The sequence below is a fragment of the uncultured Bacteroides sp. genome (genome assembly GCF_902491285.1).
Classification (GTDB): domain Bacteria; phylum Bacteroidota; class Bacteroidia; order Bacteroidales; family Bacteroidaceae; genus Bacteroides.
The window spans coordinates 29910-43011 of sequence record NZ_CABUHK010000007.1 but is presented as its reverse complement, the minus strand read 5'-3'; the positions used below and the strand labels follow the sequence as shown (position 1 = coordinate 43011).

Annotated in this window: 8 protein-coding genes; 5 read left to right on the top strand and 3 right to left on the bottom strand. The window is 44.3% G+C overall.

The window, feature by feature from the left end; all coding sequences use genetic code 11:
* The 5 genes from RDN93_RS03015 to RDN93_RS02995 all read left to right on the top strand — a co-directional run bounded on the left by RDN93_RS03015 (position 1) and on the right by RDN93_RS02995 (position 6490).
* Positions 1-1173 carry an alginate lyase family protein gene (locus tag RDN93_RS03015; RefSeq protein ID WP_308744180.1) on the top strand — a complete coding sequence of 391 codons (1173 nt, stop codon included), beginning with the start codon at positions 1-3 and terminating at the stop codon, positions 1171-1173.
* A gap of 22 nt (positions 1174-1195) precedes the next feature.
* Entirely contained in the window at positions 1196-2440 is a 1245-nt protein-coding gene (locus RDN93_RS03010) for a glycoside hydrolase family 88 protein (protein WP_308744179.1), read from the top strand.
* 143 nt (positions 2441-2583) lie between these two features.
* On the top strand, positions 2584-3531 hold the full coding sequence (cysK, locus tag RDN93_RS03005; RefSeq protein ID WP_308744178.1) for a cysteine synthase A: 948 nt from the start codon (positions 2584-2586) through the stop codon (positions 3529-3531).
* A gap of 89 nt (positions 3532-3620) precedes the next feature.
* On the top strand, positions 3621-5387 hold the full coding sequence (locus RDN93_RS03000) for a CotH kinase family protein (protein WP_308744177.1): 1767 nt from the start codon (positions 3621-3623) through the stop codon (positions 5385-5387).
* Between the two features lie 53 nt (positions 5388-5440).
* Positions 5441-6490: a hypothetical protein gene (locus RDN93_RS02995; RefSeq protein WP_308744176.1), complete on the top strand. Its 1050-nt coding sequence runs from the start codon at positions 5441-5443 to the stop codon at positions 6488-6490.
* 212 nt (positions 6491-6702) lie between these two features.
* Here the strand turns inward: RDN93_RS02995 and RDN93_RS02990 are convergent, their stop codons facing one another.
* The 3 genes from RDN93_RS02990 to RDN93_RS02980 are packed head-to-tail and all read right to left on the bottom strand — an operon-like array spanning position 6703 to position 13101.
* On the bottom strand, positions 6703-9093 hold the full coding sequence (locus RDN93_RS02990) for a glycoside hydrolase family 3 N-terminal domain-containing protein (protein WP_308744175.1): 2391 nt from the start codon (positions 9091-9093) through the stop codon (positions 6703-6705).
* 8 nt (positions 9094-9101) lie between these two features.
* A complete protein-coding gene (locus RDN93_RS02985; protein ID WP_308744174.1) occupies positions 9102-11414 on the bottom strand; it encodes a glycoside hydrolase family 3 N-terminal domain-containing protein in 2313 nt (770 codons plus the stop codon).
* 46 nt (positions 11415-11460) lie between these two features.
* Positions 11461-13101, bottom strand: coding sequence for a cellulase family glycosylhydrolase (locus tag RDN93_RS02980; RefSeq protein ID WP_308744173.1), 1641 nt, complete (start codon positions 13099-13101; stop codon positions 11461-11463).
* Position 13102: the final 1 nt, after the last annotated feature.

Sequence of the window (13102 nt, the reverse complement as noted above, 5' to 3'; positions counted from 1 at the left end):
ATGAATAAGATTATTAGATATTGGGCATTTCTATTATTGCTTTTCACAGCGGTAAGTTGTGATTCATCCGATGATATGAAGGATATTACCATTTCTCTGAAGGAGGAAGTAAAGCCACAAGTGGTTAAGGTATTCTCGCATCCGGGCATCCTGTTCACTTATGAGGATATGGCAAGGATAAAGAAACAGGCTTTTTATTATGCAAAACCCTGGAAACAGGGTTATGAACTGCTGAAAGGCGATGCGAACGTAAATTATGTGGTACAGGGACCTTATGTGGAAGTAGAAAGGACGGAAGGGGTGAATAGTATCGCTGCAGGAGCGATGAGCGGCGACTCGCAAATGGCATACCATTGTGCTTTGATGTGGGTTATCACGGAAGAACAGCGTTACGCGGACAAGGCGATTGAGATACTGAATGCCTGGTCGGGCACATTGAAGGCTTTCATCGGCGGAGATGATATGTTGATGTCGGCATGGTATGGTTTCAATCTGATAAATGCGGCCGAAATACTTCGTTATACGGATGCAGGATGGAAAGAAGAAGATATAGCGCGGGCGGAAAAGATGTTCAAGGATGTCTTTTACGAGTTGATTAAAGACTGGAAACGCGGACGTGCGGGAAACTGGGATACTGCGATTACCAAAATGCATCTGGCAGTCGGTGTATTTTTGGATGATAAGGAGATTTTCGACAGGGCGATAACTTTCTATACTTCAACAACCGAAGGCAGCAACGGTACATTGCAGAATAATATCTATGATACGGGACAGAATTTTGAAAGCGGCAGGGACCAGACACATGCCCAATACGGAATAGGCGGGCTGGCAGAATCCTGCGAAGTGGCATGGAAGCAGGGGATTGATTTGTATGGAAGCATGGACAACCGCCTGTTGAAAGGTTTTGAATATATGGCGAAATACAATCTGGGCAATGACGATGTCCCTTTCCAGAGAAATGTGTACGGAAACTCTATTTCGGCTACGGACAGGGGAAAGCTCCAACCTATCTATGAGATGGTGTACAATCATTATTATAACAGGAAAGGTTTTCCGGAATCGGAACTGGAATACACTCGCCAAGTGGTGGAGAAAGTACGCGGACAAGGTGGCGAGAGCTGGAACGCGCAATGCCTGGGATTAGGAACGCTTTTATTTAATGAAAGTGAGTAGGAATATAATGATAGGAATGAAAATGAGAAATAGCAGATTCGCTTTTTATAGCTTGATATTGCTTTTGTTGGCGGGTTGTACCGGAACGGATAGTAAAAAGCAATTTATAGAGGAGAATATGAACTATGCATGTGAACAAATCCGGTATATGCTGGAGTCTTTGGAAGGAGAGACGAACGGGCGGTATCCCAGAAGTACGAAAAAGGACGGCAGTTTGTCTACGACGGATATTTACGGATGGACAAGCGGCTTTTTTCCGGGCACTTTGTGGTTCTTGTACGAGTTCACCAATGATAGCTGTTGGAAAGAGAAGGCGGTGGAATGTACATTGCCGCTTGAACCGAACCGAACTAATACGAAAGACCATGATGTCGGCTTTATGATGTACAACAGCTTTGGCAAAGGCTTTGCCTTGACAAAGAATGAGAGTTACAGGAACATTCTGGTACAGACGGCGAATTCATTGATGACACGGTATAATCCGAACGTCCATTCCATCCAGTCATGGGAAGGGGGCAAATCGCATCATGACACGATAATCTGGCAATTCCCTGTGATTATTGACAATATGATGAATCTTGAGTTACTCTTTTGGGCAGCCAGGGCAACCGGGGACAAAAAGTATTATGATGTAGCTGTCACACATGCCAACACGACTATCAGGAATCATCTCCGCGAGGATTTCAGTTGTTACCATGTAGTCGATTATGACACCATAACGGGCGAAGTCAGGGACCGTGCCACTGCCCAGGGATATGCCGACAATTCTGCCTGGGCGAGAGGGCAGGCATGGGGAATCTATGGTTTTACAATGGTATATAGGGAAACCGGAGACTCAAAGTATTTGTCCGTTGCACAGAAGATGGCTGATTTCTTCTTGCATAACCCTTCCTTGCCGGAAGACAAAGTTCCTTTGTGGGATTTTAATGCCGGACAAGACGGATATACAAAGAAATGGAAATTTGATGAGACAAAGATAGGGTATATTCCAAGGGATGCTTCTGCTGCCGCTATTGCTGCCTCTGCCCTTTTTGAGCTATATCAATATACGAAGAATCCGGAATATTATGATTCGGCTGTTACGATGATTTATAGCTTGGCGTCTGAGCAGTACAGAGCAGTACCGGGAAGTAATGCAGGTTTTTTATTAATGCATTCTACGGGTAGTCTGCCGCATGGAAAAGAGATAGATGTTCCTTTAGTCTATGCCGATTATTACTTCTTGGAAGCTTTACTGCGTTATCAAAAAATTGGCAAAGAGTCCTAGAAAATAAGAAGATGTAGGTATAACCGACTTTTTCCTCAGACAGATGTGGTATGAAATTACCACATCTGTGGTATTTTCCCTGAACAGAATCCGCACTATCTTTGTAATATCATAAAACAAGAGTAAATTAAAAACAGATATATATGGAAAAGATAGCAAGAAAATTGACGGATTTGGTAGGTAACACCCCGTTGTTGGAACTCAGCAATTATAATAAGAGTAATGGTTTGAAGGCTCGTCTGGTGGTAAAGCTCGAATACTTCAATCCGGCAGGGAGTGTAAAAGACCGTGTGGCGTTGGCTATGATTGAAGATGCCGAAGTGAAAGGTGTTTTGCAGCCGGGAGCTACCATTATCGAGCCTACCAGTGGTAATACCGGGGTAGGGTTGGCTTTCGTAGCTGCCGCCAAGGGATATAAGCTGATATTGACGATGCCCGACACGATGAGCGTCGAACGTCGTAATCTTCTGAAAGCTTTGGGGGCGGAATTAGTTCTGACACCCGGTGCGGACGGAATGAAAGGAGCCATCGCCAAAGCGGAAGAGTTGAAAGCAGCCACTCCGGGTTCTGTTATCTTGCAGCAGTTTGAGAATCCTGCTAACCCCGCCATGCATTTACGTACAACCGGCCTGGAAATATGGAGAGATACCGAGGGGAAAGTCGATATCTTTGTGGCCGGAGTAGGTACTGGCGGGACAGTTAGCGGTGTAGGCGAAGCGCTGAAAATGCGTGACCCGAGTATAAAAATAGTAGCGGTAGAGCCGTCTGATTCTTCGGTATTGTCCGGTGGAAAGCCCGGCCCGCATAAGATTCAGGGAATCGGTGCCGGTTTTGTTCCAAAGAATTATAAGGCTTCCATTGTGGATGAAGTCATCCAGGTACAGAATGATGACGCCATTCGTACAAGCCGCGAACTGGCAAAGCAGGAAGGACTGTTAGTTGGTATTTCTTCAGGAGCAGCCGTATATGCTGCTGCGGAACTTGCCAAGCGTCCCGAGAATGAAGGGAAGATGATTGTGGCATTATTGCCTGATACGGGAGAACGTTATTTGTCTACCATCTTGTATGCTTTTGAGGAATACCCTCTATAAGAAGAATTTTAGAAAAAAAGAGAGAGAATAACCCTGTGGTTACTTGGTAAAACCGTATATTTGCCAAGTAACCATTTTTATTTAGTACTATGATAAACAAGACCTTAGGAATTCTAGTAACCATCCTCTTTCTATTTTCCGCCTGTAAAGACGAAGATTCTCCTCTTTCTTCTACGAAGCAGTTACTTGGCTTTTCTATTCTGAAAGGCGATAATCAAGGTAAGATTACCGATGATGTGGAAGCCTCTATTCAGGGGAGCGTGATAACTTTGGCATTAGATAAATATGATAACTTGAAGTCATTGGTTGCCATATTCGAATATAATGGGAAATCCGTCACGGCAAATGGCGTTGAGCAGGAGTCGGGGATTACCCCGAACGATTATTCCCAACCATTGGTTTTCACAGTCGAAGCAGAAGATGGGAGTAAAGAACAATATACGGTGAAAGTATTGTTGAAAGATACTAGTGTGCTTTCTTCTTTTCGTTTCTTGAAAAAGAATAATGCATTCTTAGCTGCCGATGTTTCATCTTCTATTGGAGAAAAAAGTATCATCCCCCTTGTTACATTCTCACAATCCGAGCTCATTCCTACATTTACTACGAATGCTGTAAAAGTACTGGTGGATGATGTAGAGCAGAAAAGTGGAATAACAAAGATTGATTTTGCATCTCCTGTCATTTATCAGTTTGTAATGCGGAACGGGGAAACCTTTCAATACACAGTAAAGGCTGAATTCTTATTATCTGCTGTTCCTGAATTGACTATTATGACAACAGACCCGTCTATAACGGAAATACCAAGCAAAGATTATTACTTGGAAGCAACTTTGACAGTTAATGGCAAAGGAGTCTATGAGAACTATACAGGGAAAACTGAGGTGAAAGGAAGAGGTAATTCAACGTGGGGATATCCCAAAAAGCCTTATCGACTGAAACTTAGTAAGAAAGCGGAAATCTGTGGTTTTGGAAAAGCTAAGAACTATGTGTTGTTGGCGAATCATATTGACCCTACGTTAATGCTTAATTCAGTTGCTTTCAAGATAGGCCGGTTGTTGGAACTACCTTTTACCAATCACGCAATTCCTGTAGATGTGGTTTTGAATGGCAATTACAAAGGTTCCTATCTGTTGACCGAACAGATAGAAGTTAAAGAAAACCGTGTAGACCTGGATGAGAACAACAGTGTCATGTGGGAACTTGATTCTTATTGGGATGATGAACCTAAGTTTAAATCGACTGCGTTTAATCTTCCTGTAATGGTGAAAGACCCCGATTTAACCACAGAGCAGTTTGAATATTGGAAGAAGGACTTTAATGCATTCGCGACACAATTCGCAAAAGAGCCATTAGCGGGAAATACCTATGTAGACTTGATTGATATTGAATCGGTAGCCAAATATCTGATAACTTTCAACTTGGTGCACAACATGGAGATAAATCATCCTAAAAGTATTTTTCTCCATAAGGAAGGAAATGGTAAGTATGTGATGGGGCCGATTTGGGATTTCGATTGGGCGTATGATTATGAAGGTACGAATAAGCATTTCGGGCGTTATAATACGCCATTATTCTCAAGTAGCATGAATGGAGTCGGAACTGCATTTTTCCAACGTTTCCTGCAAGATAGCCGTGTGAAAGCGATATATAAGAAAATCTGGCAAGATTTCAAGAATAATAAGTTGGACGCATTGTTACAGTATGTAGATGATTATGCTGCAATGCTTAAGCCGTCTGTAGAAAGAAATAGTGAGCTATGGGACAATACTAAATCATTTAATGATAAAGTAAAGGAACTGAAAAATTGGTTGAAAGGTAGAGCAAGCTATATAGATGGTGAGGTCAGTAAACTTTAATATTGCCATAGATTGCGTTAGATAAATACTGCGATTATATTAATTAAAAATATATGATATACTATTATACCCACTCCCCACATGAGCATGGATTAGAAACCAAAGCAATGGTGGAGCATATCAGAAAACGTCCCGGAATGTACATCATCGGAAAGTGTGGAGACGGTTCATTAGAGTACGATGGCATATACACTTTATTCATGTATGCTCTTGAAGCAGTTTTGGAAAATATGCCTATAATAGAGAATACCATTTATATTAATAATACGGATAAAAGTATTTCTATTGATTGTAAACTGGCAGAATGTCCGGATTCCTTCTTTCCTAAAGATGAAAAACTACCACCGATTTATAGTAGCGGTTATATGATTTCAGTAATAGCGGCTTTGTCGAGCGAATATGTATTGGAAGATACTGTCTCTATAACGTTTACTCCGGACGAATTGATTTTTGATAAAGATTTCTATTTCAGAGATAAGTTTATTAATGAGTATATTAAAAGATACTCAACCGTTAATCCTGAAATTAAATTCATATATAAAGGCACAGAGATTTTCTCACCTCATGGTATGAAGGATTTTATTGAATGGAAATTTGACAACTTGCTATTGCCGACAATTCATATCAGCGGAGAGGGAATAGATATAGCCATCAATGCTGTAAAGAACCTGAATGGTAAAATGAGAGATCAATATACTTCCTTTAATAATGTATGGAATGGTCGTTACAGCTCCGAAACAGAATCTTTTATCACTTCAACAGTTAGTGTACTAAACAGTTATTATGGCCTTTCTTTAAATATAGAAGACTATTATGGTCTTATATTACAACCGATTGATGACCATCATCCCGAAGAACATTATATGCACGAGGAAAAGTTTCCGGAAAACCTGGTTGGAGCTTTATGGATAAAGGTCGATGAACCATTTTATAACTTCAGCCAAGAACGAACTCTTAGTTCAAAATGGTTGGATAAAGCTGAATCAATCACTGTAGAGGATTTCGTGAGTAAGTTTATAGAAACAGAGCTGCCGAAATATCTTGATGATAATCCAGCGTGCGCAAAGAAACTTAGAGAGTTATTAACAACGATTCGTTGTTGATATATGCTGTAAATAAATATAAGATTGCTGGTTGATGTAGAAAAAAGAGTGACAGTATATGACAATGATACCATTAGTATCCCGGGCATATACTGTCATTCTTTTTATCGGATAGCATTACTGTCTTGTAAAAGAGAATCTATCAACAAAAATTTCTACTTCATCCCTGAACTGTAGGAATAAGTGTTATATCAGAAAAAACTGATTTGAGTTTATTGTACCTCAAAACTTCCCTTCAACCGGGTATCTTGAGAAGAAGCTCCCACCATCACTGAGAAACTTCCCGGTTCTACGGTGAATTGATTATTCTTATCCCACAATCCCAAGTCCTGAGGAGTAAGGGTGAAGTTAACCGTCTGCTCTTCTCCCTGCTGCAAATGAATACGTTCAAAGCCACGCAATACCTTGTCGTAGGTGGTCACACTACTGAAATCATCGCGGATATAAAGCTGTACTACCTCGTCGCCTGCCCTTTTTCCTGTATTCTTTACGGTACATGAAATAGTAATGTTCTCTAGCGGGCCGATAACAGGCTTTGAGATTTTCAAATCTGAATAACCGAAAGTTGTATAACTTAATCCATATCCGAAAGGATAGAGCATACCGTCAACACGTACTTTACCTTTAGAGTCCGAACCCGGTTTGAACGGGAAAGCAAAAGGAATTTGTCCTACGGATTTCGGGAAAGTAACAGCAAGGCGACCGCCCGGATTATAATCTCCGAAAAGAACTTTGGCAATAGCATCTCCCATAAACTCTCCGGGGAACCAGGCATGAACGATTGCAGGGATATATTTATTTGCCCAGTTAATAGTAGCCGCTCTTCCGTCCACCATTACCAGTACGACAGGTTTGCCCGTTGCATATACCGCTTCCAATAACTGCTGCTGACGCCCGCACAAATCGAGGTTAGTACGTGAGAATTCTTCCCGGACAGTCTTTTCATTTCCACCCAACACAAGAATCGAAACATCCGAACTCTTAGCCAGTTCTACCGCTTCATCAATCATAGCCTGCTCCTGTGCATCCAACGGAACATTGTACAATTCACTTTCCGGAAAATACTTATCAATAATATCACAACCTTTCGCATAACGGACTTCCGAACCGGGCAGATACTCCTTGATTCCCTGATACACTGTCTTGATAGGTGCATGAGCAGGGCCGTATCTACAAGTCAGCTCTTTCACCTCTTCCGCATTCGGGCCGATAACGGCTATCTTGCTGAGGCTTTTCGATAACGGAAGCATCTCTTTCTCGTTTTTCAGAAGCACGATAGACTCCAAAGCAGCCCTCATGGATACATCCTGATGGGCAGCATTGTGTACCACCGCTTCCGGGCGACGGTCATCACCGGGATAAGGATTATCGAAAAGCCCCATCATAAACTTGACACGGAGAATCTCGCCGACACGCTGGTCGAGCGTATGCAAAGAGACTTTGCCTTCATTGATGGCACGACGCAACGGAAGAATAAAATCCTGTGGCGGAGTGAAGTTCGTACGGATATTCAGTCCCGCGTTTACTACTTGTGCTGCCATTTCCTCTTCGGTAGGAGTAATACGGTGCTTCGTGTGCAGGAACTCCACCGCTTCACTGTCCGAAACGACATATCCTTTGAATCCCCATTGCTGACGCAGAATTTCCGTAAGGAAATGATAACTGCCGGACACCGGTTCGCCGTCATAGTCGTTGTATGAACTCATGACGCCCAATGCACCCGCTTCCTGAATACCTTTACGGAAAGGTTCCAAATATAAGGTTTTCATTTCGCGCGGAGCTACGTGCGGGTCGGTACGAGTACCACCGTCACGTCCGCCTACCGGAATACTGTAAACGGCAAAATGCTTGGGAGTAGCAACAATCCCTTCAGCTTGCAGACCGAGAATCATTTGTTTGCCTAACTCGCCCACCAAATAAGGGTCTTCCCCGTAACTCTCTACGACACGTCCCCAACGAGGGTCTTGCGCTATGTCTAAAATCGGAGAATAAATATTCGTGTATCCGAGTGCTTTCGCCTCATCTGCAGTGACTTTCGCGATTTCCCGAATCAGCTTTTTGTTCCACGTGGCACCTTGACCGCATTGAGCAGGGAACATCGTCGCGCGGTCGTGGCACAATCCGCGTATTCCCTCATTCGTAAAATCAACAGGAATACCCAACCGTGTCTGCTCTACAAACCAACGCTGAACAGCATGACGATTCTTCACACTATTGGCATACGGATAAGAGATTTCAGAACCGAACTTACCCAGTCCGTTCGCCTGTTCATCAATATTCCCGATACCGTCTTTCCAGATTTCCCCAGACCATCCCGCAGTAGGCCACGCATCCTTCAATACCCGTCCCGAACCGTACAGAGTAGCCATCTGACAGGTCTTCTCTTCCAGTGTCATCTGCGAAAGCAAATCCGCGATGCGGGCTTCGATAGGAGCGGCAGGGTCTTCATATACGTCCTTTACTCCGTTCTTGTTAAAGTCAATCCAAGTCTTTTTGTACATGTCCTTTGTGCTGTTCACAGGCTTGTTGCCGGTGAGACTGCCGCTCGCTAAGAGGCTGCCGGCAGATAAGAACAAGGTGAGTCCACATAGTAATTTCTTCATATCTATCTTTATTTCACTGTAAGTATAACGCTTTGCAGGTCGGTATCCCTTGAAGAAGCTCCCACCATAATCTTGAAAGTCCCTTTCTCCACACCGTAGTGCATGTCAGCGTCATAGTACGACAACATTTCGGGAGTAAGAGTAAACGAAACCTGTTTCGTTTCCCCAGCCTTCAAAGGTATGCGGGCAAAGTCTTTCAACTCCTTGACAGGACGGGTAGCCGAACTATATTCGTCGCGGATATAAAGCTGGACAGTTTCTTCCCCATCCATCTTTCCGGTATTCGTGACGTCTACGGTTACTTCCACGCTCTTGTCGGGAGTGATTGCCGCTTCAGACAGTTTGAGATTATCATATTTGTACGTCGTATAACTCAAACCGTAACCGAACTCGTACAAAGGTAATGAATTTCCTGTTGCATACGGAAACCAGTGGTTGGTAAATTTATGATTGTACATACATTGAATCTGTCCGGTGCTTCTTGGAATAGTAATCGGCAGTCTGCCGCTCGGGTTCACCTTTCCGTAGAGAATCTCCGCCAATGCCTGTCCGCCTGCCACTCCCGGCTCCCATGCTTCGATGATACAAGGCATATTTTCAGCAATCCATTCGGTAGTCAGCGGACGACCGTTGACAAGTATCACTACCGTCGGAACACCCGTAGCCGCTACGGCTTCCACCAATTCCTGTTGACGTCCCGGCAAAGAAAGCTCGTAACGGTCGCTGTTCTCTCCGCAAGTCTTCTCGTTCCAGTGGTAACGCATGGAGTTTTCTCCTACCACAAGAATCGCCAAATCGGAATTGCGTGCCCGTTGCACCGCTTCTTTAATCTGACTGTCGGATAACAGACGTACATTCCAGCCAAGGTCGAGGAAATTATAATTCGTTTCTGGACTGATAACTTTCAAACCTTCCAGTACAGTAGTAACGTGCTCTTCCGGCTGCTCCATAGCCCAGTCTCCCAGGATAGACTGATTGTCCGCATTATGTCCGGTGACGAATACTTTCTTGTATTTAGAGGCTTCCAACGGCAGCATATTACCCTCATTCTTCAGCAGGACGATAGACTTCCGTGCCCCCTCCAATGCAGTCTTCTGATGTTCCGCATTGAATACAATTTCGTCTTTCTTTTTCAAGTCAATAAACGGATTCTCAAACAGTCCGAGTCTGAACTTGGCTTCCAGTATTTTAGAGACAGCGGCATCTAGCTGCTTTTCGGAAATGCTTCCTTCTTTTACGCACTCAATGATGGCTTCGTAAAATTCTGGTCCGTGCATATGCATTCCCATCCCTGCATCTACACTTATCCGGTAAGCGTCTTTCAGCGTTTCTGCCACGCTGTGATAGTCGTGCATACGTTCGATGTCCATCCAGTCACTGACTACAAACCCGTCGAACTTCCACTGGTTGCGCAGCACTTCCGTCATCAGATATTTGCTTCCGTGACAAGGAATCCCGTTCAGCTCGTTATGAGCCGTCATTACTGTAAATACCCCTGCTTCCAGGCAATCCTTGAAAGGCGGGAAAAATACCTCTTGCAGAGTCCTTTCCGACAACTCGGCAGGCGCGCCGTTGATTCCGTTGGCAGGCTGACTGCCGCCTACAAGATGCTTGGCACAGGCGATAACCTTGTCATCTCCCGTGAAATCCTTCGTCTGAAATCCGCGTACGGTAGCCGCTCCCATCTGTCCCACTAGATAAGGGTCTTCCCCGAATGTCTCGCCTACACGTCCCCAACGGGCGTCACGGGCAACTTCCACATTCGGAGTGAACGTCCAGTGCATACCGCTTGCACGCATTTCGACAGCCGTTTCACGGGAGAGCCGTTCCACGAGAGCAGGGTCGAAAGTGGCAGCTTGCCCGATAGGAGTCGGGTAAATGGTAGAACCACGGTTAAGACCGTTCCCGTGAATGGCGTCAATGCCAATCAACAGTGGAATTTTCAGACGGCTCTGCTGTGCGAGTGATTGCAGATAGTTGGCCTCTTCCGCTTTCACGACGTGCAGGAACGAGCCAATCATGCCTTTCTTCGTCATCTCCTCTACATCTGAAGAATGTAGCCCGGGATAAAATCCCTGTGAATGGCTGTGCTTCAAGTCCTCGGGGGACATGTCTTTTTCTGCCTTCTTCATGTGTTCCAATCCTACGTACTGGCACATTTGGGCTACTTTCTCTTCCAATGTCATTTGGGACATTAAGGCGGATACACGTTGGGACACGGGCAGTGCAGGGTCGGTGTAGTCTTTACTCTTATTCTGGCAGGCTGCTGCGGAGAAGCCGATGGCACAACATATCCCTATAGCAATGAATGTTTGTCGCATATTTCTTTCTTTTTTTTAATGAATACCTGTGTTTTGAACGAATATGTTATTTAGTCAACAAGTCCAGCACTTCCTGCTCAATCACATTTCCTTGCGGGTCGCAGAAACCGAATCCCGCCTTATATTCCCAGTAAGAATAAGCGATATGGCGTTCGCGCAAAATAGATACTACATCCCGTATCCACTGCATCCTGTCGGCGGCCGGAGTCTTTTTGTAACAGCCGAACTCACCGCAATAGACTTGTACGCCGAGGCTGGCGGCTTTCATTTCCGCTTTCAGTACAAGCGACTCGAGGGTAGTTTTATCATACGTCCCCATATAAGGCGTCATCAACTTCTGCATAGCTTCGGATAACCGGTTGAAATCTTCTTCCTCTATCAGTTCGCCCGGATAGTGAATAGGTACGTTCAGGTCTTTTTCTTCTGTCCATTCGGCTTGATAGTGCGTGAGAGGATGTGGATTGTAGAAGTGGAAACTCAGGATGAGGTTCGGGTCGCCGGCGGGAATAACCAGTTCGTTGAAAGTATTGACACTCTGCCAACGATTGGAACCGATGATAAGTTTGCGTTCCGGTTCCGTCTGCCGGAGTTCGCGAATCAACTGTGCGGAGAGAGAATTCCATTGCGAGGCGTAGGGGGCTACCGGTTCATTCAGCAATTCGTAGGCTACGAGGTCGTTGGGGTATTGATTCAGCTCTTCCGCCAAAGTCTTCCATAAGTCGAGATATTTATATTGGGCGTCTTTGTCCGTCCAAAGTTTCGGGACAACAGTTGTTGTGCCACTTTCCGGATAGATTTTATTATCACCTGTCTTGCTGTCGGAGAAAAATACATCGTCAAAATACATGGTTTCTCCTTCTTCCGGACGTAAGGCTACACGACCGCAGTTTTTGTTGTATCCGGAAACATCAACGGCAATTTCTTCCCATTCATTTGTTGTTGTATTGGTATATCCGTAATAGCCGTCATTCTTACTATCGTTATTCTCGTCACTTAGTACGACTGTAATTGTACTTTTGATGTTTTTATATATTTTGGCACGCAGATATTTGAACTGCATTTTGCCAGAACCTACGGGAATGATGCCAAAGTCCTTTTTCTTTGCATTTGACCAGCTATCCACTCCTGTTTTCCGTTCTGCAAAGAACACCCTATTACTGGTATTTATACCACTCTTGCTAGGATTATCTACATTATTGACCGTTACTCCGGGGCCATTTGCAAACCAGTTTGCCCATTTCATGTCTTCAAACGTATCATAGAAACTCTCAATCGGTTCGCCCGATGTGGTAACTGTCGTATTGAAGTTATGATCGCGCAGTACATGCAGGTCTACAATCACTTTCATTCCGGTGTCCCGGCACCATCCGATGGCATTGTGCAGCAGTGCGAATGCTTCCGGTATCTTTTTCCCGTCTTCTGTGAAGAAGAGTTTTTCTTCTATCGGCAGACGGATATGGTCAAAACCGAATGAAGCGAGCTTCTGCGCTTCGGCCTGTGAAAAGCCGTTGGCAGGTATGGCTTCCATTTGCGACAGCCAGTTGCTGATATTGACCCCTTTATTGATGGCAAATGGAATATAACTCTGCGGTTCTCCGCCACCGTTGATTGCTTCTTCTTTCTCGGAACAGGATGCTATCAGGCATGCAAACAGAGATGCCAGATAGATTATAAGTCTTTTTTTCATG

Excerpts from the sequence above, each read along its gene's own strand:
- RDN93_RS03010 (WP_308744179.1), top strand. The coding sequence starts at position 1,196 with ATGAGAAATAGCAGATTCGCTTTTTATAGCTTGATATTGCTTTTGTTG.
- RDN93_RS02985 (WP_308744174.1), bottom strand. The coding sequence starts at position 11,414 with ATGCGACAAACATTCATTGCTATAGGGATATGTTGTGCCATCGGCTTC.
- cysK (WP_308744178.1), top strand. The coding sequence starts at position 2,584 with ATGGAAAAGATAGCAAGAAAATTGACGGATTTGGTAGGTAACACCCCG.
- RDN93_RS02990 (WP_308744175.1), bottom strand. The coding sequence starts at position 9,093 with ATGAAGAAATTACTATGTGGACTCACCTTGTTCTTATCTGCCGGCAGC.
- RDN93_RS02980 (WP_308744173.1), bottom strand. The coding sequence starts at position 13,101 with ATGAAAAAAAGACTTATAATCTATCTGGCATCTCTGTTTGCATGCCTG.
- RDN93_RS03015 (WP_308744180.1), top strand. The coding sequence starts at position 1 with ATGAATAAGATTATTAGATATTGGGCATTTCTATTATTGCTTTTCACA.
- RDN93_RS03000 (WP_308744177.1), top strand. The coding sequence starts at position 3,621 with ATGATAAACAAGACCTTAGGAATTCTAGTAACCATCCTCTTTCTATTT.
- RDN93_RS02995 (WP_308744176.1), top strand. The coding sequence starts at position 5,441 with ATGATATACTATTATACCCACTCCCCACATGAGCATGGATTAGAAACC.